General features: G+C 43.7%; 23 protein-coding genes. 4 read left to right on the plus strand and 19 right to left on the minus strand.

Annotation, left to right across the window (positions count from 1 at the left end; translation table 11 throughout):
• Positions 1–2: 2 nt before the first annotated feature.
• From hscA to rplM, 13 genes are all read right to left on the minus strand, one after another.
• On the minus strand, positions 3–1,874 hold the full coding sequence (hscA, locus tag DKT75_RS16420) for a Fe-S protein assembly chaperone HscA (RefSeq protein WP_109824744.1): 1,872 nt from the start codon (positions 1,872–1,874) through the stop codon (positions 3–5).
• A 10-nt stretch (positions 1,875–1,884) separates the two neighbouring features.
• Positions 1,885–2,427 (minus strand): Fe-S protein assembly co-chaperone HscB, encoded by a 543-nt coding sequence (gene hscB, locus DKT75_RS16425; protein WP_109824746.1) that lies wholly within the window; start codon positions 2,425–2,427, stop codon positions 1,885–1,887.
• A 78-nt stretch (positions 2,428–2,505) separates the two neighbouring features.
• Positions 2,506–2,829, minus strand: a complete 324-nt coding sequence (iscA, locus tag DKT75_RS16430; protein WP_109824748.1) for an iron-sulfur cluster assembly protein IscA — start codon at positions 2,827–2,829, stop codon at positions 2,506–2,508.
• Positions 2,830–2,859: 30 nt separating this feature from the next.
• Positions 2,860–3,237 (minus strand): Fe-S cluster assembly scaffold IscU, encoded by a 378-nt coding sequence (iscU, locus tag DKT75_RS16435; protein WP_109824750.1) that lies wholly within the window; start codon positions 3,235–3,237, stop codon positions 2,860–2,862.
• A gap of 47 nt (positions 3,238–3,284) precedes the next feature.
• Positions 3,285–4,508: an IscS subfamily cysteine desulfurase gene (locus tag DKT75_RS16440; protein ID WP_109824752.1), complete on the minus strand. Its 1,224-nt coding sequence runs from the start codon at positions 4,506–4,508 to the stop codon at positions 3,285–3,287.
• A 37-nt stretch (positions 4,509–4,545) separates the two neighbouring features.
• A complete protein-coding gene (gene iscR, locus DKT75_RS16445) occupies positions 4,546–5,019 on the minus strand; it encodes a Fe-S cluster assembly transcriptional regulator IscR (RefSeq protein WP_109824754.1) in 474 nt (157 codons plus the stop codon).
• Between the two features lie 78 nt (positions 5,020–5,097).
• Positions 5,098–6,750, minus strand: a complete 1,653-nt coding sequence (locus tag DKT75_RS16450) for an ABC transporter ATP-binding protein (RefSeq protein WP_109824756.1) — start codon at positions 6,748–6,750, stop codon at positions 5,098–5,100.
• Positions 6,747–7,931: an ABC transporter permease gene (locus DKT75_RS16455; RefSeq protein ID WP_109824758.1), complete on the minus strand. Its 1,185-nt coding sequence runs from the start codon at positions 7,929–7,931 to the stop codon at positions 6,747–6,749. The genes DKT75_RS16450 and DKT75_RS16455 overlap by 4 nt, the downstream gene beginning before the upstream one ends.
• Positions 7,924–9,303 carry an ABC transporter permease gene (locus DKT75_RS16460; protein ID WP_109824768.1) on the minus strand — a complete coding sequence of 460 codons (1,380 nt, stop codon included), beginning with the start codon at positions 9,301–9,303 and terminating at the stop codon, positions 7,924–7,926. The genes DKT75_RS16455 and DKT75_RS16460 overlap by 8 nt, the downstream gene beginning before the upstream one ends.
• 12 nt (positions 9,304–9,315) lie before the next feature.
• Positions 9,316–11,265, minus strand: coding sequence for an ABC transporter substrate-binding protein (locus DKT75_RS16465; protein ID WP_109824770.1), 1,950 nt, complete (start codon positions 11,263–11,265; stop codon positions 9,316–9,318).
• A gap of 84 nt (positions 11,266–11,349) precedes the next feature.
• Complete coding sequence (locus DKT75_RS16470) at positions 11,350–12,264, minus strand: porin family protein (RefSeq protein ID WP_109824772.1); 915 nt, start codon at positions 12,262–12,264, stop codon at positions 11,350–11,352.
• 177 nt (positions 12,265–12,441) lie between these two features.
• The gene (rpsI, locus tag DKT75_RS16475) at positions 12,442–12,834 is read right to left on the minus strand and encodes a 30S ribosomal protein S9 (RefSeq protein WP_109824774.1); all 393 of its coding nucleotides are present in this window, start codon (positions 12,832–12,834) and stop codon (positions 12,442–12,444) included.
• 28 nt (positions 12,835–12,862) lie between these two features.
• Positions 12,863–13,291, minus strand: coding sequence for a 50S ribosomal protein L13 (gene rplM / locus DKT75_RS16480; protein ID WP_109824776.1), 429 nt, complete (start codon positions 13,289–13,291; stop codon positions 12,863–12,865).
• 254 nt (positions 13,292–13,545) lie between these two features.
• Between rplM and DKT75_RS16485 the strand changes: the two genes are divergently transcribed.
• Together DKT75_RS16485 and DKT75_RS16490 are read left to right on the plus strand one after the other, a co-directional pair.
• Positions 13,546–14,406, plus strand: a complete 861-nt coding sequence (locus DKT75_RS16485; protein WP_109824778.1) for a YiiX/YebB-like N1pC/P60 family cysteine hydrolase — start codon at positions 13,546–13,548, stop codon at positions 14,404–14,406.
• Complete coding sequence (locus tag DKT75_RS16490; RefSeq protein WP_109824780.1) at positions 14,403–16,823, plus strand: acyl-CoA dehydrogenase; 2,421 nt, start codon at positions 14,403–14,405, stop codon at positions 16,821–16,823. The genes DKT75_RS16485 and DKT75_RS16490 overlap by 4 nt, the downstream gene beginning before the upstream one ends.
• A gap of 77 nt (positions 16,824–16,900) precedes the next feature.
• Here DKT75_RS16490 and DKT75_RS16495 read toward each other — a convergent pair whose 3' ends face one another.
• From DKT75_RS16495 to DKT75_RS16520, 6 genes are read right to left on the minus strand one after another with little or no spacing between them, the layout of a single operon-like run.
• Positions 16,901–18,610, minus strand: a complete 1,710-nt coding sequence (locus tag DKT75_RS16495) for a BatD family protein (RefSeq protein ID WP_109824782.1) — start codon at positions 18,608–18,610, stop codon at positions 16,901–16,903.
• Entirely contained in the window at positions 18,604–20,385 is a 1,782-nt protein-coding gene (locus DKT75_RS16500) for a VWA domain-containing protein (protein ID WP_109824784.1), read from the minus strand. Before DKT75_RS16500 ends, DKT75_RS16495 begins: the two co-directional genes overlap by 7 nt.
• Positions 20,382–21,353, minus strand: coding sequence for a vWA domain-containing protein (locus DKT75_RS16505; protein ID WP_109824786.1), 972 nt, complete (start codon positions 21,351–21,353; stop codon positions 20,382–20,384). Before DKT75_RS16505 ends, DKT75_RS16500 begins: the two co-directional genes overlap by 4 nt.
• Positions 21,346–21,822 (minus strand): DUF4381 domain-containing protein, encoded by a 477-nt coding sequence (locus DKT75_RS16510; protein ID WP_109824790.1) that lies wholly within the window; start codon positions 21,820–21,822, stop codon positions 21,346–21,348. The genes DKT75_RS16505 and DKT75_RS16510 overlap by 8 nt, the downstream gene beginning before the upstream one ends.
• Positions 21,819–22,751, minus strand: a complete 933-nt coding sequence (locus DKT75_RS16515) for a DUF58 domain-containing protein (protein ID WP_109824793.1) — start codon at positions 22,749–22,751, stop codon at positions 21,819–21,821. Before DKT75_RS16515 ends, DKT75_RS16510 begins: the two co-directional genes overlap by 4 nt.
• A gap of 2 nt (positions 22,752–22,753) precedes the next feature.
• Complete coding sequence (locus tag DKT75_RS16520) at positions 22,754–23,725, minus strand: AAA family ATPase (protein ID WP_109824797.1); 972 nt, start codon at positions 23,723–23,725, stop codon at positions 22,754–22,756.
• A gap of 105 nt (positions 23,726–23,830) precedes the next feature.
• Here DKT75_RS16520 and DKT75_RS16525 point away from each other — a divergent pair, with 105 nt between their 5' ends.
• Together DKT75_RS16525 and DKT75_RS16530 are read left to right on the plus strand one after the other, a co-directional pair.
• Positions 23,831–24,145 (plus strand): BolA family protein, encoded by a 315-nt coding sequence (locus DKT75_RS16525; RefSeq protein WP_109824800.1) that lies wholly within the window; start codon positions 23,831–23,833, stop codon positions 24,143–24,145.
• Between the two features lie 79 nt (positions 24,146–24,224).
• Positions 24,225–25,115, plus strand: coding sequence for a recombination-associated protein RdgC (locus tag DKT75_RS16530; RefSeq protein ID WP_109824803.1), 891 nt, complete (start codon positions 24,225–24,227; stop codon positions 25,113–25,115).
• Positions 25,116–25,168 lie beyond the last annotated feature (53 nt).

A 25,168-nucleotide genomic window follows, 5' to 3' on the forward strand; every position in this document is an offset into this window, starting at 1 on the left:
ACTTAACTCTCAAACTCAGTAATATTGTGACCTGACATCGCCGCTTGAATATTATTATCCATACGACGTGCAACATAAAACTCTGCTGCTTTCTCAAGCGATTTAATAGCGGCTTTCACCACTTCAGCATCATCACTATCACGCGCGACTTGCAAGTCTCCACGTGCAGCTAACAATTGCTGTTTTTCTGATTCATTTAGTAAGCGGTCGGCATCTGACGTCATCGCAGCATCAAGTGCTTGCAAAGAACGATCCGCTTCAACTTGCTGCTCACGTAAGCGTCGCATTTCAACATCATGCTTCGCATTTTCCATCGACGCACGAATCATTGATTCGATTTCATTGTCTGACAGACCATAAGAAGGCTTAACTTCAACAGCGGCTTTAACACCTGTTGACTCTTCTTCAGCAAAAACACTCAACAAACCGTCAGCATCTACCTGAAACGTCACTTTAATTCTTGCAGCGCCGGCAACCATTGGTGGAATACCACGTAGTGCAAACTTCGCCAATGAACGATTTTCTTCAACTGTTTCACGCTCACCTTGCAGTACGTGAATCGTCATCGCCGTCTGATTATCTTTAAACGTTGTGAACTCTTGCGCACGAGTAATTGGGATCGTTGTGTTACGCGCAACAACTTTCTCTACCAATCCGCCATAAGTCTCAAGACCTAGCGATAACGGTGTTACATCTAATAACAGCATTTCACTATCAGGTTTGTTACCTGCTAATAAGTCCGCTTGAATCGCCGCGCCAATCGCAACAACTTTATCCGGATCAATATCAACCAATGGTGGGCGATCAAAAAACTCACCTACTCGCTGTCGCACATATGGTACGCGGGTTGAACCGCCGACCATAACCACATCAGCAATGTCTTCTTTTTCGATACCTGCATCGCGCACTGCGCGACGGCAAGCCATCAATGTTTTCTTAACTAGCGACTCAGATAGTTCATTAAACGTTGCAACATCGATACTGCCTTGCCAATCACCCAAAGTTACAGCAACAGTATCGTTATCGCTCAATGCTTCTTTGGCACGACGCGCTTCGATCATTGCAGCTCTTAACAGGTGCGCATCTTTAGTATCTTGCTGAGCACTTTCCTTTAACATCCACTCCGCAATTAAGTGATCAAAATCATCACCACCTAAAGCAGAATCTCCACCAGTCGACATAACTTCAAACACGCCTTTATTCAAGCGTAATAATGAAACATCAAACGTACCGCCACCTAAGTCATAGATCGCGATAATTTTATTATCAACATCTGTTTGCTGATCTAAACCATAAGCGACAGCGGCCGCAGTTGGCTCATTCAACAAACGATATACGTTTAGACCAGCAAGACGTGCAGCATCTTTAGTGGCTTGTCGCTGTGCATCATCAAAGTAGGCAGGTACGGTAATAACGACACCCGTTAACTCACCGCCTAAACTTTCTTCTGCACGACTTTTAAGTGCTTTAAGAATTTCCGATGACACTTCAATCGCAGTAACATTGCCTGCAACGGTTTGAATTTGAGGAACGTTCCCCTCTGTTTCAACAAAATCGTAAGGCAATTGACCTGCTAGTGTTTTCAACTCACTAACTGCACGCCCTACCAAACGCTTTGCTGAAGCAATAGTATTTTTCAGATCAGAACCTAAGGCTGCCTGAGCCTCACTTCCAATAATAACTTCACCACTCTCAAGGTAGCGCACTACCGATGGCAGCAGGTGCTGTCCATCAGCATTAGCCAATGTACTTGCTTCACCACTGCGAACTGACGCCACTAGAGAATTTGTTGTACCCAAATCAATACCCACCGCGAGGCGATGCTCGTGCGGTGCTGTAGACATACCGGGTTCAGAAATTTGTAATAACGCCATGAATCAACCTTTAAAGTGCTTCGTCTTCTAACTTTTCTTCGAGCTGCTTGATTTCACCCAACAAACGCTCAAAGAATTTTAATTTTAAAACAACCTGCTTTGCTTCTTCTAAGTCACCAGCGTCATACGCTGTTTCAAATGCTTGCTCTAGTGCCTTATTTTCCGCTTTCACATCTTTTGATAACGCGTCAACCGCATCAAATGGATCTACTGCATTAGGTACTTGCTCAAGTACTTCACGGCGCTCCATTTGCGACATCAAAAACATCATGTCACTGGTTGTATCACGCTCATCATCAAAATCAACATCACTTAACGACAATAAATAACGCGCACGTAAGCGGTTACTCTTCAGAGTTTCCTGTGCAGTATTTATAAAACTAGTGACTTGTTGAGCAATGCGGCGTGCTTCATCTGACTCAGAAGCAAAACGATCAGGATGGTGCTGCGTCTGTAAAGCGCGAAAAGCTACAGCTAACTGAGAGTTATCAACATCAAACTGCACTGGCAGCCCAAATAATTCAAAGTAGTTCTTCTTGAAATCTATCGACATATTGGTATCTATCTATAAGTCCATAATAACAATGAGCCGATAAAAATCGGCTCATTGTCTGCAAATATTCTACTGCGTTTAAACGGTAAAACTTTCGCCGCAACCACAAGCACCAGACTCGTTAGGATTAGTGAACTTGAAACCTTCGTTCAACCCTTCCTTAGTGTAGTCCATTGTCGTACCATCTAGATAAACTAAGCTTTTAGGGTCAACAATCAAACTCACACCGTGATCTTCAAACACAGTATCGTGCTCATCAACCTTATCAGCAAACTCCATGACATAAGCCATTCCCGAACAACCATGTGTCTTTACGCCTAAACGCAAACCCACACCTTTTCCACGTTGCTCTAAAAACGTCGTTACACGCTTTGCTGCTGTTTCTGTTAGTGCAATTGTCATGTTTATACCCTCATCACGCCTAAAACGTAATTACTGCTTACTTTGATAGTCGTCGATTGCTGCTTTGATTGCATCTTCTGCAAGTACAGAGCAATGAACCTTTACTGGTGGCAACTCTAGCTCATCAGCAATATCTGTGTTCTTAATTTCTTTAGCTTGATCCAATGTCTTACCTTTAACCCACTCAGTCAGTAGGCTAGAAGAAGCAATTGCTGAACCACAACCGTAAGTCTTGAACTTAGCATCTTCAATGATACCGTCCTTACCTACTTTAATCTGTAGGCGCATTACGTCACCACATGCAGGAGCACCAACCATACCAGTACCAATTTCTGCATCTTTTGCATCAAACGAACCAACGTTACGTGGGTTATCGTAGTGATCCATTACCTTTTCGCCGTATGCCATGTCTATATCCTCTAAAGTCTTTTAATCGCTATGAGAGTGAAATACGCTTAGTGCGCAGCCCAAACTACCGAATCTAAATCAACACCGTCTTTGAACATATCCCACAATGGAGATAGATCACGTAGTTTTTCAACGGCTGCTCGTGTTTGTTTAATCGCAACGTCCACATCTTCTTCCGTTGTAAAACGACCGATTGTGAAACGTAATGAGCTATGAGCTAACTCGTCACTACGACCTAATGCACGCAGTACATAACTCGGCTCAAGACTTGCACTTGTACATGCCGAACCCGATGATACTGCAACATCACTCAAAGACATCATCAAACTCTCACCTTCAACAAAGTTGAAACTGATGTTTAGGTTACCCGGAATACGGTGATCTAAATCACCATTCACGTAAACCTCTTCCATGTCTGCGAAACCAGCATATAAGCGATCACGTAATACACGGATATGCTCGCCTTCTGCGGCCATTTCTTCTCTAGCAATCTTAAACGCTTCACCCATACCAACAATCTGGTGAGTCGGTAACGTTCCAGAACGCATGCCACGCTCATGACCACCACCGTGAATCTGTGCTTCGATACGAACACGTGGCTTACGTCGAACAAATAAAGCACCGATACCCTTAGGGCCGTAAGCTTTATGTGCAGAGAAGCTCATCAAATCAACGTTTAGTGCTTCAACATCAACTGGAACCTTACCTACACTCTGCGCTGCATCCACATGGAATACAATCTTGCGTTCACGGCAAATTGCACCGATCGCTGCGATATCTTGGATAACGCCGGTTTCATTATTAACATGCATAACAGAAACAACTGTTGTGTCATCACGTAGCGCCGCTTTAAATACGTCTAGATCTAACAAACCATTAGGCATTGGATCAAGGTAAGTAACTTCGTAGCCTTCACGCTCTAACTGACGACAAGTATCTAAAACAGCCTTGTGCTCAGTCTTCATTGTAACAATGTGCTTACCACGACGCTCATTAAAGTGCGCAGCACCTTTGATCGCTAGGTTATTTGATTCAGTAGCACCACTTGTCCAAACGATTTCGCGTGAATCAGCACCAACAGTCTTCGCGACTTCTTCACGAGCTTCTTTAACGAGATCTTCAGCAGCCCAGCCATGTGCATGACTACGCGATGCAGGATTACCAAAAACGCCATCTAGCGTTAGGCACTTCATCATCTTTTCCGCAACGCGAGGATCTACTGGCGTTGTTGATGAATAATCCATGTAAATCGGCTTTTTAAACTCACTCATCGGTGTATTACCTGTGTTCAATTCTTTAAAAACAATATCAACCGTTTAGGTTGTGCAATGTTGCTTCAACGACAGCCTTTTTATTCTGTCTATCGGCAACTGCTAATACTTCTTTGCGGTTCATCATGTCATCTAGAGTTATGTCATCTAAAAAACTTTGAATTCTTCCGCTTAAATCTGCCCACAAATCGTGGGTTAGGCAGCGTTTTGAGTCCTGACAGTCACTTTTACCACTACAGTTAGTGACATCAACACTCTCGTCAACCGCCAAAATTATACTCGACATCGCAATCTCTTTTGGATCACGACTTAGGCTGTATCCACCACCAGGCCCACGCATACTAACGACTAAGCCACGCTTACGTAACTTTGAGAATAGCTGCTCAAGGTATGATAATGAGATATCTTGTCGTACTGAAATATCAGCCAATGACACTGGCCCTGATTGACTGTGCAATGATAAATCTAACATTGCTGTCACGGCATAGCGCCCTTTCGTTGTCAGTTTCATGATTGATGCTCCGCTCTCGACACTGCATTTGAGCGAATAGTAGAATACTTGACTAGGTTAGTCAAGTATTCACAATATCTATGAAAGATTAAGCCTAGGGACGGCACTTAATAATGTTTGGGTATAAATATCTTGGGGATTTCCGCACACTGAAGTAGTTAAACCCTGCTCCACTACTCTTCCTGATTTCATGACGACCACTTCATCACTGAGATATTCCACCACAGCAATATTGTGGGTGATGAATAATAACGTCAGATCACTCTGCTGTCTAATCTCTAGCAGTAATTGTAACACTTCCGCCTGTACCGACACATCCAAAGCACTTGTGATCTCATCACAAACGATGAACTCTGGGTTTAATACCAAAGCTCTTGCTAAACCAATACGCTGACGCTGACCACCAGAAAACTCATGCGGATAACGCCAAAGGTGCTCTTCACTCAACTGCACTTGCTCTAATACTTTAATGGCCCGTGCGATACGGTCATCCTTATTTTCCCCTATACCGTGTGCGGTCATTGGTTCGATCAAGGTCGTTGCGACTTTCAATCGTGGGTTTAATGATGACAATGGATCTTGAAAGGCTATTTGCATACGAGGACGTATAGGTCGAAGTTGATCTTCGCTTAAACCACACAACTCCTGATCATCTATTTTCACACTACCTGAAGTAGGCCTCTGCAGCTGAATGATGGCTCGAGCCAAAGTCGTCTTTCCACACCCCGACTCACCAACCAAGGCCATAATACTGCCTTTGCGGATATTTAAATTAACACAATCAACCGCTTTAACATGATCAACTACTCGCCGAAAAACACCCTTACGTATTGGAAACCATACATTTAGATCAGTCACGCTCACCAAAGTATCGGCATTTTCATTAAACAGTCTTAAGCTATCATCAGGACGAGCCAGGTTTTCAGGAATTGCCGCTAGTAACTGCTGAGTATAATCATGTTTCGGGGTTCTCAATATATCGCTGACTAACCCTGACTCGACCAATCGCCCAGACTGCATAACACCCACTTTATGCGCCATCTGTGCAACCACACCAAAGTCATGGGTAATGAATAACACGGCCATGCCATTTTTAGCTTGTAAGTCTTTAATCAACTGAAGGATTTCTGCTTGAACAGTTACGTCGAGAGCCGTTGTCGGCTCGTCTGCAATAAGTAAGTCTGGCTTACACGCTAAAGCCATAGCAATCATGACACGTTGACGCTGACCACCCGAGAGCCTATGCGGATAATCATCAAAACGCTCAGCGGGTGATTTTATCTGAACCTGCTCCAGCGACTGAATAGCGACCATTTTTGCTTCAGACTCTGACATCTCAGGATTATGTAACTGCAAGGCTTCAACAATCTGCTCCCCTATGCTGAACACTGGATTGAGCGAACTCATCGGCTCTTGGAAAATCATTGCAATACGCGCACCACGCACCTTTCGCAACTCAGTATCCTCAAGCGCTAAAAGGTTAACACTTTCAACATCACCAGACTCTTTTCGTAATTGAAACTGCACCTCACCTTTCGGGTGTGAAGCAATACCTGCGGGTAATAATTGAATGATGGAGAGCGCACAAATCGACTTACCGCTGCCTGACTCACCAACCAAACAAAATGTTTCACCTTTATCGATAGAGAGACTGACACCATCAACAGCTTTGACTACTTCTCCACCACTATTGAGGTAAGTATGTAAATTGCGAACGTCTAATAAACTCATGACACTACCCCAGCTTTACTCGCCAACTGAGGATCAACAGCATCTCGTAACGCCTCACCCATTAGGTTATAACCAAAGACGGTTAGGAAAATCGCACCACCTGGGAAAGCAGCCATCCACCAATTAAACACAGAAGACTTTACCGCTTCATTCAACATTCCACCCCACGATGGCGCCTCTACAGGGCCAAGCCCCAAAAAGCTTAACATTGCTTCCGTTAAAATGGCCGAGGCCACACCAAAGCTTGCAACAACCAATACCGGCGCAACACCATTCGGCAACATATGACGGAATAAGATGGAACGCAGAGGTAAACCACTCGCAACCGCGGCTTGAACATAGTCTTGCTTACGCAATTTCAAAAACTCAGCGCGGACATAACGCGCATAGCCCGACCAGCCAGTCACACCGATAATCACCATAATGATGTAAACACTACGCCCGAAGAATGCAACAAACGCGAGCAGCAAAAACAACACCGGAATAGCTTCAAAAATCTCAACAAGACGCATACCCAGCATGTCAAAGCGACCTGCAAAGTAACCCATTTGCCCACCGATGATAACGCCTATAAAAATCGCAATACCGGTCGCAATGAAACCAATACTCAAAGCAACTCGAGATGCATGCACCATACGACTCGCCACATCAGAGCCAACAGAGTCAGTCCCCATATAATGAGCAGCTACACCTTGGTAACTGGGTGCTTGTAGTGCGGTATCACCAAAATCTCGTAAGTAATCACTTGGAGAATAAGGAATTACAGGCATGACAACCCAATCATAGACCCCAGCGGCAACCTGCTCTCTAAACTGTTCATAGATAATGAGTTTAGGTGGTGACAGGAAAGACAAACCAACTACAATGCTGACCGCGCAAACACCTGCCATAATCCAAAATTTGGTCGCGACTGATATTGGTAGCCACCAAAGCAACAGTAACATGATGAACAAGGCCATCAACACCAAGTCCTGAACCGTCAAAAAGCGAATAACAGGCATGAACAACTCACCGCCCTGACTCACCAATAAAGGTGCGCTATTTGCTATGAGTGGTGCAAAGCAAGCAATGAAGGCAAGAAATAGCACCCAAGTTAAACCAATCCTCGCTCCCCAACCTGAAAAGGCGGTACGAAGAATTTGCTTTGAATAAGATTCACCGATAGTTTGACGCTTAGTCATATTGCACCCTCGGATCTACAAGTGTGTACATCAAGTCTGAGATTAAATAACCCACGAGTGTCAAAATACCTGAAATTAGTGTGATTGATAATATCAACTCTCGGTCACGCGCCATGGTTGCTTCGACGACTAACTTACCCATCCCATCAATCGAAAATATTTGCTCTACGATAACTGACCCTGCTAATAAACTTGGCAAGATACCCGCAAAAATCGTAATTAATGGCAGCAAACTATTTCTGAATACGTGCTGCCAAAGTACATCTTCTTCTGCAACACCTTTCGCTCGTGCGGTTCGTGCATAGTCAGCATTTAGATTTTCAAGAATAGAGGTTCGCATAATCTTGGATAATGAAGCGAAGCTTCCATAAGAAAGCACAATTATCGGCAAGACTAAGTGCCAAAGCCTATCTAGCAAATACCCTCGTACAAACTCGTCACTTAACCAGTTCATGGTGCAATACCACGCCAGACCAAAACCAATTAAAACAAATAAAGTTATCCGCAGCGCTGCTGAACCGCTTGAGGAGATCAGCACCATTACTAATGCAAACAATAATGGCCATACAACCCAGTTTGCCAATATAAATTCGGGATGAGACCACGCCATGCTGGCACCAAGTGCAAGACCTGACAGTCCTGCTATTAACTTTCTTAAGGATACCGATCTCAACTGGGCAAGTACTAAGCCTGCAACGACACCTGTCACACCAAAGACTAGCAACTTCAAAATATCTGCTACTGATGACCAATGGGGTAAAAAAGGCATTTGATAAGCGGCACTTGAACTAAGTCCGCCCGTTGGAAACCACTGCCAATTTTGAATACTTGAGAATAAACCGATCAACAATACTCCGACCAACATGGAAGGTAGAGACCAAAGCGCCAGCATTAAAACATTTGAACTGACATCAAATCGCCCTCCTCGGTCACGAGCAGCATTCATCCCTACGATGATCGCAATGAGGTAAATCAAAGGAATGGTGATTACATTTAATAGTAGCGTGATCGGCAGGCGATCTTTTATTAATGCAGCAACAGTCTGACCAAAGAATACACTCTCTCCTAAGTCAGAACCCTTGGTAAAAGAAAATCGCAAATAGTCGTTATTTTCATCCGTTAGAAAGCCAATAGGCGACACATTATTTAACCAACGCAGGTACTGCACAGGCGCTGGATCATCCAACCCATATCGTTTGTTATAGTAGTCAATCCGCGCCTGCTTTTCCTCAGGCTTCATATCAGCACCACCCACCATTGATGCGCCGGTTAGACCACCTGGCGAGATAGCCATTACAGTGAATACCACTAAAGTAATTCCCAGCAAAGTAGGAATCATCAGCAAGATGCGCCGCAGAAGATAAGTCAACATACCTCTACGCTCCTATTGTTGGTATTTTTGTTCTGATTTAGGGACGTAGATTTCAAATGGATGAATATCCTGATTCAATCCAGTATTCGTTAATTCTAAGTTTTTAATGCGCTTATCAATAAAGACTAAAGACTTACGTCGCACCAGAAAAGTGTAAGGCTGCTCCTTATAAAAAACAGCTTCGGCTTTTTTCCAAACAGCCATTCGCTTTACTTCATCAACAATCACACGCGCTTGGTCAATCAACCCATCCAAAGCATCACTTTCATAATTAATGAAGTTGTTACCATTCGTTTTTGTTTGCGAACTATGGAACATTTGATAAACATCCGTTTCCAAACCACTTGTCCAAGCGAGCGCGATTGCATCAAAATTCTTCTGATCCAAACGCTCCAACATGACCGACCACTCAGTTGGGTCAGGTATAAGCTCTACGCCAGCCTTGGCAAACATGTCTTTCAGTAGTAACACTAGTCTTTTTGTATCATCATTCCCTTGAAAATACGTCAGTTTAAAACTGAATGCTTTACCATTTTCGTCTTCTAGCAAACCATCATTATTTCGGTCTTCATAACCGACTTCTTTTAACAAGGCCTTGGCTTTGCCTACATTGGCTTGTCGAGCTATTAACTCAGGGTCATGTTGTTTGCTGCGAGGGCTAAATGGACTAATTGCCACTTCAGCGTACCCTCGATAAATATCCCGAATAATCAAGTCGCGATCAGTTAAGTACGTCATTGCCTGACGAACACGTTCATCTGCAAACTTTGTTTTTTCTTTACCTGCCTTTTGATTCCAAGCGATATAGCTATAACCTGCCACAGGACTCATATATTCGAAATTTTGACTCTTCTCTTTGACCTGCTCATCTTTTAGCAGCTTGTCGTATTCAACAGGGCGAGCACTATATAAATCAATATCGCCATTTCTATAAGTCGTTAAACGCGCACTATCGTTTTGAATAACTTTCCATACTAACTTATCAAAACTAGGGCTAACCGCTCCCCAATAACGTGTATTTCGAACCAACTCAATAGCACCTTGATCCGACGTCCATGACTTAGGATCGGCTAATCGATAAGGCCCAGAACCCAGTAACAATCCTTTTGACTCGTTAAACTCCTCACCTTTATCCATATACTCCTTATAAAAGTGCTTTGCTAAAATCGACAAACCACCCGCTGTGCCCAACGCTTGAAAATAAGGCTCTTTATAAACGAATTTAACTTGATAAGGTGAAACTGCGGTAACACTCTCAATCTTTTCGTAAAAAGCACGCTCACCCGGCGCCTTGATCGACTCATTCATGATGAAGCTGTATGTGAATGCAACATCTTCTGCGGTTAACGGCACACCATCTGAAAAGCGAACGTTATCGTGCAAGTTAAACGTAATCGTCAAACCGTCTTCACTAACCGTCCAGTCTTTCGCGATCAACCCGCTCCATTCAAGCGTTTCAGGATCACGAATTAACAGTGACTCCAGAACATTTTGCTGAATATCAGACGCATAAGCATCGCTAGACACCAAAGGGGTAATCGTTTTGATCGTACTAGAGAAAGAGTTGACCTTCCAATCACCTTGGGAGTAGTCACTCTTCTGACTTGCTTGATAAGCTCGCTGAAAAGCAGCTGGGACTTCCAAGTCTGAATTATTATTGGTAGCGGCAGTAAAAGACGCATCGGAAGTCTGTTCTTCGAGTGCTTTCGTCGCAAGAGGAACGCCTGAAGAAACACATGTCTTTGATGCAGAAGCAACCACATCATTAAAAGAACTCTGCAAACTACTGACTGAGCTACGGACGCCCTGCACATCTTTAGCCTGCTCTGAAACAGCCACTCCCATTTCATTGAGCTTATTCCACTGCCTATCAATCTGGTACATGACAAGCACTAGAAGTATGACCATCAGTGTTAAGAGGGTATAAAGAATGGTATCGCGAGTTGTTAGTCGTTTTTGCATAGCAGCCGTCTACACTTTTTTATTTATGTAGGGTTACTATAAACAGCTTATGTAGATTGTTCCAGCAAACTCGTCAAACAGGCATTACCAGTTTAAGCGAACGCCAATTGAGTTAGTTTGCGAACCACCGCTGAGATTGTCAGCAAACGGAAGTTGCAGACTAGAATCAAAACTTTTTTGCGTATGATTGATATAAACAGATGAATTATCGCTAAGACTATACCCAGCCTCAAAAGACAGAGCGTTGTAATCTTGGTTTTCAGCTAGAGCTTCAGATGACAAGTTTACATCATCATCAAATCCAACCACTCCATATTGACCAACAACATAAGCATTACGGGTCATACTGTATTTAGCACCAACCATAAATGACGTCGAATCAACTGAAAGACTAGTAGACGCATCATCTATAGCTACTTTTTCTGCAACCAAGTCGACTCTGACTCGACTATTATTACGACTTTTATAAGTCAGCCGCCCTTTTACAGCCTTTGCTTCGTCAGTCGTTCTTCGATAAGCAATAGCTGCCTCTACCGAACGAGACTGCGCATTCAACAATATACCAGTAGATTTTGTTCTTTCGTCAGTATTATCACTAGCAACTTGCGCGCCCAATGAAACGGCACCTGCACTTCCAACGTAAGTAAACGATTGCGAAATCTCGCTCTCATCTTGAATCAATAAGTCGTAAGCTCCGTCGTAAAACTGCTGATCAGCACCCGTGGTTACCAAACTATCGAGAGAATCATGAACACCAAGTCTTAATTCACCATACTTATTACCAAGACCTACTCGCGCACTTTGAGACTCTGCATCATTAGGAGAAGCGGGGAAAAGGTTATAATTAGTATAACCAATACGACTACCAAGGTTTGAACCTGCGGTCACACTATAATTTGACTCTGAAAGAAGGCCGTAACTAGCACCAACAGAATTGATATCTGCTGCGTGTGTCGTTATCACTGAACATAACGAAATGAGGATTATTATTTTTTTCATTATTCTGCCTTTGCCCATGGCATGCGACTATTAATAAATCGCCATTTAATTTCATAATAGACTGAGTGTTGCTTCTATGCAACAAAGTTCATACGAACGGACAATAGACACAAAAAAGGACCACATGTAAACATGTGATCCTTTTTTGATGTAACGGTAAAACAGTTCGGCGTAAAATTAACGCTTAGAGAACTGTGTTGCCTTACGTGCTTTGTGCAGACCAACTTTCTTACGCTCAACTTTACGAGCATCACGTGTTAAGAAACCTGCTTTCTTAAGTACGTCACGATGCTCTTGATTGAACTCAAGAAGTGCTCTTGCGATGCCCAAACGAACTGCGCCCGCTTGACCACTATCTCCGCCACCTTTAACAGTAACATTGATATCGAATGTTTCTACAGACTCAGTCGCATCTAATGGCTGACGAACAACCATGCGAGAAGTCTCACGTCCGAAGTAATCTTCAATCGCCAACTTATTGATTGTGATTTTTCCAGAGCCGCTTTTCATGAAAACGCGCGCTGAAGAAGACTTTCGACGTCCTGTTCCGTAATACTGTGTATCAGCCATTGATCTGATTCTCTAAAACTTATTAATCTTAAACTTCTAAAAGTTGAGGCTGCTGAGCATGATGATTATGCTCTGGACCTGCGTACACTTTAAGTTTGCGATACATATCGCGACCTAGCGGACCTTTAGGCAACATGCCCTTAACCGCTAGTTCGATGATACGCTCAGGAGCTTTTTCCTGAAGTTTATCAAAAGTGATTGATTTCAGATTACCGATATAACCAGTATGTCTGTAATAAACCTTGTCAGTAAACTTTTTACCAGTTACTGCGACTTTTTCAGCGTTGATAACAACGATGTAATCACCTGTGTCGATGTGAGGCGTGTAGATTGGCTTATGCTTACCACGTAAACGTGATGCAATCTCGCTGGCCAAACGACCAAGTGCTTTGCCCTCAGCGTCTACGACAAACCAGTCGCGCTTAACCTCTGACGGCTTTGCACTGTATGTTCCCATGTCAATTCTCCAGGAAATGAAGCTAATTCTGTTTGGTATTGAATACGCGTTCAGAAGTAAATCTGATCAGATTCAAAGAACGCAGCATTCTAGGTTAATCACCTCTTAGACTCAAGCGCTTTTTCTCATTATTTGAAATTGCCAAGCTGAAAAACCAAACCACTCACCCCTGAAAGAGTCCAAAATCTCAGTTTGAGCGTTATAATCTATGTATTCACGATTACATAAAAATCATAATCGTAGTGGAGGAGTTAATGCTTAGTCGATTAAAAAATCAGATCTGGGACACGATTGTTTCTTGGTTAATTGCCATTCCTGAGGCAAACCAAAATATGAGCGCCATCAATAATCAGGAAAAACTACTCTCCGAACTAAAACCTGCTGACGTCATCTTGTTTGAGGGACGCACGCGAGTTGGAGACATCATAAAACTTATCACCCTATCTCCTTGGATACATTCTGCACTCTATATTGGACGACTCGACCAAATAGAAGACCCTCTTTTAGCAAAGCGCATCCGCAAATTCTACGATGGTGCAGAAAACGAGCAATTGGTTATCGAGTCGCTACTGGGTTACGGCACCGTTGTTAGACCCATGAAAGACTACTTACATGATAACTTGCGTATCTGTCGACCTACCTATTTGGAAAAGAAAGACCGGCAAAAAGTCGTTTGCTTTGCTGCTGAGCATTTGGGACTCGCTTACGATGTTCGTCAGCTACTTGACCTAGCTCGCTTCCTCTTTCCTTATGGCATACTGCCGAGGCATTGGCGTTCCACACTATTTCAACACAATGCGGGCAAGCCTACTCACGTAGTTTGTTCTGGCATGATTGCCCGCTGCTTTCAGAGTGTGCATTACCCCATCTTGCCTATAGTCGTGACTAAGGATCATAAAAAGAAAAAGATCTACAAACGAAACTTCCGCTTATTCGTACCTGCCGACTTTGATTACTCACCTTACTTTGACATCGTCAAATACCCCGAGCTACACGTCTCTAGCACACGAGCACATCAATACCTCCCCTGGGAACATGAAGTACCCAATGTAGAGTTAGAACAACCGATTGCTGTTGCTCGTAAAACAACGCAGTTAAATGGAGACACACTATGACACTCTCACTCATCTCACTTTTTACTTTTATTGCTGCGTTACTCACCATCGGATATTGTCGATTTAACCAAAAGACTGGTTCTCTAATAGTTGCTGGGTGGGCCGCACTAACGCTCTTAACTGGAAGCTGGCACAACGGAGTTTGGGTACTTGTCGTTTTAGCGTGTGTCATTTTAGCGATTATCAATATTTCTAGCTTGCGCTTAAACCTTGTAAGCAAACCTTCACTAAAGCTGCTAAAGCGTAACCTTCCAAAAATATCAGAGACGGAGCAGCAAGCACTAGAAGCGGGAAATACATGGTGGGATGCTGAGCTATTTTCAGGTAAGCCCAACTTCAAGAATCTTAGAGACTTAACAACTAGCTCCCTAACTTTTGAGGAACAAGCTTACCTTGACGGACCTGTTGAGGATCTTTGCAAGGATCTCAATGACTGGGAAATCTGTCACCGCGACCTAGACCTGCCACCTAAAATTTGGCAACAAATGAAGCATGACCGCCTATTTGGAATGGTGATACCTAGAGCATATGGTGGCTTAGGGTTTTCAGCCACCGCTCACTCGGCTGTAGTCATGAAAATAGCATCTAGAAGTATTACTGCTGCAGTGACAGCCATGGTTCCAAATTCTCTGGGGCCCGGTGAGCTTCTTCACCGCTATGGCACTAAAGAACAAAAGGACTTTTACCTCCCTCGTCTAGCACAGGGTATCGACATCCCCTGCTTTGCTTTAACTGGGCCAGAGGCAGGCAGTGATGCAAGTGCCATTCCTGACACGGGTGTTGTTTGCAAGCAAGACTTTGAAGGTAAAAAAGACGTTTTAGGGATTCGTTTAAACTTTGAAAAACGATATATAACACTAGCCCCCGTGGCTACGTTATTAGGCTTGGCCTTCCGACTGACCGACCCGGACCAATTACTGGGTGATAACAACGATATAGGCATTAGCCTTGCGTTAATTCCTACAGGTACCGATGGTATCAATATTGGTAAGCGCCATTTTCCATTGAATATACCTTTTCAAAACGGCCCTATTTGGGGGGAAGACGTTTTTATGCCTATTGATTGGCTAATCGGTGGTACTGAGCAAGCAGGAAATGGCTGGCAGATGCTGGTGGAGTGCTTAGGTGATGGCCGTGGAATTTCTTTACCCGCGCTCGCAACAGGTTCAGGCAAACTACTGAGTCACGTCACTGGTGCTTATGCTGGCACACGTAAACAGTTTGGCACAGCCATTGGCCGCTTCGAAGGTATTGAAGAACCACTAGCAGAGATTTTGGCGAATACTTATATCATGGACGCTGGTCGTATTTTAACGGCCACTGCCATTGATCAAGAACAAAAACCTGCCGTTATTACCGCCCTTATGAAGTACCAACTGACTGAGCGCATGAGAAGCGTCGTCAATCATGCGATGGATATTCAAGGTGGCTCAGGAATATGTTTAGGTCCAAGTAATTTCATTGGTCGCTTATACCAAGCAGTCCCTATTGGCATAACGGTTGAAGGTGCCAATATTCTTACTCGTAGTTTGATTATATTCGGTCAAGGCGCTATTCGTTGTCACCCCTACTTGCTGACTGAAATTAAAGCGGCACAAAATGATGACTTAGCGCTTTTAGACAAAACATTGTTTTCACACTTTGGGTTTGTATTCAGCAACTTGACACGCAGTGTTTGGTTCGGATTTACTAATGCCTTTTTTGAGTCACCGGGCACGCCTGTGACTCGAAAATACTATCGTCGACTGGCTCGCTTAAGCGCTAGCTTCGCACTACTGACCGATTACGCACTACTGACACTCGGTGGCACACTGAAAAGGCGTGAGCGTCTCTCTGGACGCTTTGCTGACATACTTTCAAGCCTTTACCTCTGCTCAGCGGTGCTTAAACACTTTGAAGACCAAGGTGAGCCTCATGCTGACTTACCACTACTCGATTATAGCTGCCAAAGCCTAATTCATGACGCACAACAGGCAATGCTTGCGGTGTTTCATAATTTACCGATCCCCCTGCTAGGTAAAGCATTACGATTATTCATGTTTCCGTTCGGCAAACCCTACTCTCCGCCTTCAGATAAGTTAATGCATGATGTTGCGCAGCTAGCGATTAAGTCAAGTGCGACACGAGATAGATTATGCGAAGGTATTTACACAACCGATGACCCTACAGATCCAACTGGCCGTATTGAACACGCATTCAACCTTGCACAGGCGGCAAGAGCGATAGAAGTTAGGATAAAGCGATTAGCGAAGGATGGCCGGCTAGAAGCAAAAACGGCAACGGCACGCACTGAGGAAGCACTAGAGAAGTCCTTAATCAGCACAAAGGATGCCGCATTGTTGCGAGAAGCACGTGACGCCATGCTTAATGCTATTCGAGTAGACTCTTTTGATCCTGAAGCACTCAAGCAACCTTAATAATTAGCCTGAGTTATCTGGAGATATTCTTTGATTCAGAGGCTTTCAATAGCAAGCCTCTGAATCAGCCTTGCTATTTAATGCAAGGGATGAAGCGCCTCAAGAGAATCACTAACATTGTCAACTTTTGGAGCATGACTGAATTGCTTAACTGCGACTAATAATTTCTCACCGTTCCACGCCTGAGCATTTTGTGAGTAACGAGAGTGTGATAGCGCAGCAACTTCTTTTGATAACAGTGGGTCACCGCAACGCTCAATTCCAGATAATGTTGCAGGATATATCTCAGCAGCTTCAGCCCACTGGGGCAATGCTGAAATAGCAGCTTTGGCGTTATTAGCATTACATGCTTCAGCTAACTGAACTTGAGCAGACGCTAATATCTTTCGATTTATCTCTACTTGTGTTTTAGGTCGATTGAAATAAAAGTAAGCTGCACCTATTCCTAACAACAAAAGACCCAAGACAGATAGCGCTACTGGCAGATGTTTTTTGTGTTCGGCATAGACAGCAGATACTGTATCAAAAATAGACTGCTCTTCTTTCACTAGCGCACTATCTTCAGCGTCTTTATTGGCCAATGGCTCAGGCTCTGCTGCTAGCGGGGCTGGGGATAATAATTGAACAGCCGCAGCTCCATCAACTTTAACGGTAAAACCATTTATGCGTTCTACTTGTTGCTGATTGGTGGCGGTATTCCACCACGCTACTTCAATAGCCGGAATTTGAAACTCACCATTTTGATTAGCAACTAAAACAACTTTTTCCTGCCTTAGGCCTACTAATCCATTGACTCGTTTATCCGTCCGGAACTCTGGCTTCTCGGGATAGGACTTAATCGAGCCAGGCCAGTTTATGGTTATTTCTGGTAAAGCCTCGGCCTTCAAACCTTGAGCCATTACCATGATAGTCGCTGTAACCGGTTCACCTGCTTTCATCGTTTCGGGAGACTGAGACCATGTCATATCCAAACTTAACTGTGAACTAGGTAACCAATTGTTCCCCGTGAAACCTTTAGGCTGCTCAGCAACGTTTAGTGATGCCTTGGATGAATAAGCAGTTACGCGCTTCCCTGTGTTAAACATCGGCATATTGAAACCACGCTGTTGGCGCTGGTCTGCAATGCTGCCTCGAAATACTGATGGTGCAAATACTAACTCACCATCACTACTTGGAAACACAGCGTAGTAGCGTTCAATCATCTGGTAGCTACGACCATTACGCTTAACGTAACTAGGATTACTTGAAGCTAGAAAGATAATTTCGGCATCACCCTTTTCTAACGTAGGGTGACCCAAAGAGGCGTTATTCACTAACTCTTGTGCAAAATAAAGACGTTGAGTAAAAATTGCCTGACTTTTTACGTAAGGGTTTAGTGGCTTAACTTCTACTTCTAACAGCACCTCATCCGAAGTCGACTGAGCCACTGGAGCGTCGCCCACTTCAATATTAATGACTTCTGATTTGAAGCCACCTGTCGTAAATGACGGAATTGTTAGTGTGCCTTTACGATTTGGGGATAGCAGAAATATCCACTTAACTTCCTGACTTACGATGCCATTAGTGATCCGCATATTCGAGCTTTGAGACGTTCTGAGGATAGTAAAATCTTTATTTAACGCCGATACATCAGGGCGTGAACCATGAATATCATCAAGCGATAACACTAGCTGAATATGATCGCCCATACCCACTGAAAAACGATCTACTTGCGCTGTAAACCCTTTGGCATACGCACTTAAGGACAAACATAACAGTGTAATCAATAGACCTAATCTAACTACCATGGCTGTGCCTCCTGAGTTTGCCTGGATAGCTGACGTTGCTGGTACTGGTATTGAAACTTACGTCGCCACAGTCCCGAGCTATCGTCTGGGATCTGGTAGAGCCATTGTTTCGTTTGTTCTGCCTGTTCTTTTTCTTCTTTGCTTAACTCTTTCTGAGGCGGGGCTTCACCTTCTTTCTCTTCCCCGTCTTCTTTTGACTCATTTTGCTTCTCTGACTCTTCTTTTTTGGCTTTCTCAGCTTCTGCTTTTTTGGCTTCTTCTTTCGCTTTTTGTTCTTGAGCTTTTTGCTCTTCGGACTTTTGTTGCTCGCCGTCTTGGTTCTGTTGGTCTTGCTGGTCTTGCTGGTCTTGCTGGTCTTGCTGGTCTTGCTGGTCTTGCTGGTCTTGCTGGTCTTGCTGGTCTTGCATTTGTTTTAATAAATCACGATTAAATTTCGCATCTTCAAAATCCTCTTGCAAGGCCAATGCTGCATCATAAGCCTCAATTGCTTCTTTTATTTTATTCGCTTTAGCTAATGCTGTACCTCGGTTGTAATGAGCCGTCGCTGTATTCATATTTTCAAAAAGCTGTGCTGACTCATCAAAGTCACCATTACGGTACGCCGCAGACGCCTTCCATTCTGGCGACTGAAATAACGACTTTGCTTTCTCAGCATCATCCGCTATTAATGCCTTATGTGCTTGCTGGTCTTGATTCAACCACAACTCATCCCACTCAAACGCGCTAGCAGGCTGAGGCATTAAAGCGCTCACAACGAAGCCTACACTCGCTATAGAAAATAAATAACCCTTTCTAAACAGCAGTAGCGCAAAGGGTAATATTCCCCACAGCAACCAAATACCTTCATTTTGCCAATGTTCAACGACTCGCTGCTTATCTTTTAAAACTTCAGTGTTATCTCGCTGGAAAAAACCTTGAAAACGCTCAACATCTTGATCACCTAGCGACGTCGCTAAAAATAATCCACCACCACTGTTCGCAACGTTCTCTAAAGCGTCTTTATTAACCTTAGCCAAAATCGCCACACCCTGAGCATTACGGTAAACATCATTTTGCGAGACCGGTACTGGTGCACCCTCAACTGTGCCGATCGAAGCGACGGATACTCGATAACCTTCTGCGTTTGCCGCCTTTGCACTACTTTGACTTTGAGACTGACTAGCAACACCATCAGTAAATAATAGAATATCGCCATTGGTATAACCGGCTTGTTCAAGCAACTTTACCGCCTCGTCAATCCCCGTAGACACAAAACTACCCTGTGACGGCATGATGGCTGGTGAGAGGTTTTTCACTTGCTCTATAATATTTTCGACATCATCGGTCAGTGGAGAAACTGCAAATGCATCTCCTGCAAAAACGACTAAGCCTGTCTGCCCTTCCTCTCTAATTTTGAGCAAATCGAGCAACTTAAAACGTGCGCGAGATAAACGATCAGGCTTCACATCTTGAGCATACATTGACTGAGACAAGTCTAAAACCGCAACCAAACCTTGTTGCTTCTGAAATGCAGGAAGTTCTCGCTTTTGCCAACTGGGTCCCGCTAAAGCAAAAATCGCAACAACGGATACCAACAACATACTGTATCGCAACCAAGCAGTCCCTGAGGAGTCCTGCCCACTGATGACAAACGGCCTAAGACGTTCATCAATAAAATGCTGCCATGCTTGGCTTTTAGTATTGCGCTTTGCTAGCCACCAAAACAACACACCTACCAATGGTAATAGCAAAAACCAGTATGGATATAAAAAATGAAATTCACTCAGCGCAGTCATTCGTTTTTCTCTCTTATCGCGAGACCAAGCAATACCAGTAACAATGCAGCCGCCAGCGGCCAGAAGAATAAATCAGTACGAGGACGCCATTGCTGTTCTTTACGCTCGATAGGTTCTAAACGATCTAGCTCCGCGTAAATTTGACGGAATGTATCTGTGTCGGTTGCTCGAAAGTAACGGCCTCCAGTCATTTCTGCCACCTTAATCAAGGTCTCTTCATCTAGACTTGAACCACGATTACCAAAAAAATCACGCGATGCCCGTTGCTGAGCACCAATACCAACCGTATAAATTTTCAGGCCATTTTTCTTAGCCATCTCTGCAGCATCATCAACTGACACAACACCTGCGGTATTTTCACCATCAGTCATTAGCACTAATATATGCTCATTATCAGGCTGCTCTTTGAGTCGCTTTAGTGCTAGACCAATCGCATCACCAATAGCCGTGTTTCTACCTGCTAAACCTAGTGCTGACTCATCAAGTAAACGACGGACGGTCTGACGATCAAAAGTCAGTGGCGCTTGGAGGTATGCTTGATCACCAAACAGGACTAGACCAATACGGTCCCCCTCTCTTCGCTCAATAAACTCACCCGCCACAAACTTGGTTGCGGTGAGACGATCAACCATGCGATTACCTATTTGATAATCTGCTTCCTGCATACTCAGTGATAGATCGACAGCCAACATGATATTTCGACCACTCTGTGGTAACTGAACCAGCTCACCGACCATAACAGGACGCGCTAAAGCAGCAATAAAACAACACCAACCTAGCAATACAAAAAGTCTTGCCAACCAACGCCAGCGATGAGGGTTTTTAATATCTCCGGACTGCGGAAGGTCTTGAAGAAAAGGGACTTTTAAAGCCGCTTGTGCCTGATCCTTTTTAGCCGGTAGTAACAACCAAATTAATAGGGGTACGGGCAATATGTATAACGCCCAAAGCCATTGCCATTCAAGCATGCTGACCTCGCTTATATTGCTCTTTCACCCATGCGCGAGACAGCGTTGCAATAGCTTCACGGTCATACTCCACCGCAGGCTGGTAAGGTTGCTTAGCAAGCACTTGCCCTGGGCCTTCAGAAAACTCACGGGTATTACCACTATCATCGAGGTACGCTAGCCAGTCATTACCCACTAACCCTGCGATATCACTGCGGCCATTAACATTGATGGCTATTCTTCTAAGCAAGATAGATAACTCATTCAACCAATCTTGAGCTGATAGCGACTGATCAGCAACTAACTGGTCAATAGGCTCTAAACCCGTCTTCAGCAGTTGTTTTTTGTTTAGGTAGCGCTTAAATAGAATCACTAGTGAAATGACTAAAGCAAGCACTATCAGTCCTGCCAAACACCAACCTACCGACAATGGCCACCAATTAACTTCACTCGGTAAGTGAATATCTTTAAGTTGATCTAATGGGTTCATAATATAGCCCCTCTCAACTTTGCTAAACGTTGTTTAACACTATCATCTGTCGATATTTCTATTAGGCGCGCATGACATTGCATACTTAATTGCTTCAAGCGTTTTGACTGATTAAGGTCTCGTTGAGAGTAATCATCGTTAACGTCTTTTTTAGTAGTATTTAAACGCAGAAAACGTAAACCATCACTTAACTTCAACTGCGTTTTTTGCGGCAGTTGATGCTCAAACGGGTCGGTAATATGAATAATAGTGACGGTACTGTGACGAGCGATACGACGTAACTGCCTTTCAGCAGAGTCATCTAACCCTCTGAAGTCACTGAATAGGATAACTTGGCTACCTGTTGGTAACACACGTCGCAAACGCTTCCATGAATCACTCAATGAAACAGTGCTAGCTTGGGAAAAATCAGGGATTTGTTGAGAAGTACTCGCTAAGCTTTGTAATAATTGCAAAAGCTTAGACTTACTCCGTGCTGGGCGCATTTCATGCTGTTGATCAGATGAGATTATAGCCCCACCAACACGATCACCATCAAGCCAGCTTTTCCAAGCAAGTAACGAAGCTAACTCAGTCGCCACAACAGACTTGAACTGCCCACGCGTCGCAAAAAACATATTTGATCGTAAGTCACACCACAATAAAACAGGACGCTCACGCTCTTCTTCAAACAATTTTGTATGTGGCTCGCCCGTTCGAGCGGTTACCTTCCAGTCAATACTTCGGATATCGTCACCCGGGCTATAAGGACGAGACTCGGCAAATTCCATTCCACGGCCAAGGTGGCGAACTTGATGATTACCCGTTTGTATGGCTGTTTTGCGATAGCGACTACGCTTTTGTAACAGCCTTGCAGACTGCTGCTGAAAGAGTAAGCCCTCTAGTGAGCTATAAACTAGCCCTACACCATTATCAGAAGCCTTATTCATCGTTATGGAACTGCAACCAGACTCAATAAAGTATCAATAACTTGATCGCTTGTCTGTCCACTCGCCTCACCCTCGAAGCTAAGAAGGATACGATGACGTAAAACATCATGTGCAATGCTTTGAACATCGTCGGGACCAACAAAGTCACGACCTTGCAACCAAGCGTGCGCTCTAGCGCAACGGTCAAGGGCCATTGTTGCTCTAGGGCTTGCACCGTAAGCAATAATTCCAGCAAGATCTGCGCTATAAGCGTCTGGGTTACGTGTCGCCATGACCAGTTGCAAGATATACTCTTCAACACTGTCTGCCATGTGAAGCTGCATCACTTGCTGTCGAGCCTCAAGGATGTCGTCCTTGGTAACTTGTATCTCTGGCTTAACAGCATCTTTTTTAATGCTCTGTATCGCCTCACGACGATTCAGCTGCAAAATTTCTCTTTCAGCCTCTAGACTCGGATAACCAACACGCACATGCATTAAGAAACGATCAAGTTGAGCTTCTGGCAAATGGTATGTGCCCTCTTGCTCAATTGGGTTTTGCGTTGCCATAACCATAAATGGCTCAGCTAATTTGTGCGTAGTACCTGCAACAGTAATCTGCCTTTCCGCCATTGCCTCTAACAGCGCTGACTGTACTTTCGCGGGGGCACGATTAATTTCATCAGCAAGGACTAGATTATGAAACAGCGGCCCTTTTCTAAACTGAAACTCACCTGTTTGCGGTTGAAATATTTCAGTGCCCGTAACATCAGCGGGTAATAAGTCTGGCGTAAACTGAATACGATGAAAGTCACTCTCAATGGCTTCACTCAACACTTGTATTGCACGTGTTTTTGCAAGACCGGGAGCGCCTTCAACTAATAAATGGCCATCCGCGAGCATCGTTACCAAGAGACGGTTTACTAACTCACTTTGCCCTATTATTTTACTGCTGACATATTGCTGAAGCTTGTCAAATCGTTGTTTCTGCTGCATGCTGCCTTTCCAATTTGTTATTCATTTCATTTGGGTTACTGGATAAGATGGTAACAGAGTAGCCTAATTTCAAGCCAATTTCTGATCGTTAAGGATTTTTAATTCATGACCATTCAATCTATTATTGAGCAAAAGCTCGAACAAGTATTTACACCTGAGTTTTTAGAAGTCGTTAATGAAAGCTATATGCACAACGTACCAGAAGGTTCTGAGTCACACTTCAAGGTAACAGTTGTTAGTAAAGACTTCGAAGGTAAGATGTTAATTGGCCGTCATAGGTTAGTTAACAAAGCCTTAGAAGAAGAATTAAAATCTATCCATGCATTAGCAATTCATACACTCACACCTGAGCAATACTTTGAAAAAGCGGGCAAAGTAGCAGACTCTCCAGAGTGTTTAGGTGGCAGCAAATCGAGCTAGCTCCAAAGGTATTCTCTTTGTACGATTTTCATAATTAGTGCATAATCTCGCCTCAATTTCCCGCTAAGAATAAAATATTATGTGGTTTAAAAACTTATACTTGTACCAATTCGAAAAGGACTTTACTCATGATGCAGAGACTCTGCACGAAGAGTTAAGTACCAAACCATTTACAGAATGCTCTGCAACACAGCGCGAAAGCATGGGCTGGGTTCAACCATTAGGTAAAAAGTCTGAGTCATATACTCACTCTGTGAATAATTTCATCCTGCTTACAATGGCTCGTCAAGAACGCCTATTACCAGCATCTGTTGTACGTGAAGAGCTTGATGAGCGAGTCATTGAAATCCAAGATCGCGAAAACAGAAAAGTTGGCTCTAAAGAAAAGAAAGAACTTCGTGAGCGTATTGAAGATGAGTTATTACCACGTGCATTCACACGCACACAAAAACTTGATGCATGGATTGACGTAAAAGGTGGCTGGTTAGTTATCAATACTCCTTCAGCAACACGTGCAGAAGCGCTCAGCACCCTACTTCGTAAGACCATCGGGACATTGCCAGTAGTACCACCAAAAAGTGAAGCAGTCAGCCCAATACTCACTGATTGGCTTACTAAGTATGAATCACCAGAGCCGTTTGAGATTGGTGATGAGTGTGAACTAAAAGGAAGCGGTGAAGATCAAGGGATTGCTGCATTTAAAAAGCATGAACTTGGCACAGATGAAGTAAAGAGTAACTTAGAAACAGGTAAGGTTGTTTCAAAGTTAGCACTTGTATGGGATAAGAAAGTTAGCTTTGTAGTAGGCGACGATCTGATTGTTAAGAAACTGAAGTTCTTAGACGTACTTGAAGAACAACGTAATGAACAAGACCCTCAGTCAAACGAAGAAAGAATGGATATTGAGTTTACGTTGATGACTGGTGAGCTATCGAAGCTAATACCAGATTTAATCAAAGAGTTAACTTAATAAAAAAAGCCCAGTACTCATTACAAGTACTGGGCTTTATATAGCTTCGCTAG

The sequence above is a fragment of the Leucothrix arctica genome (assembly GCF_003172895.1).
GTDB classification, from domain to species: Bacteria; Pseudomonadota; Gammaproteobacteria; order Thiotrichales; family Thiotrichaceae; genus Leucothrix; species Leucothrix arctica.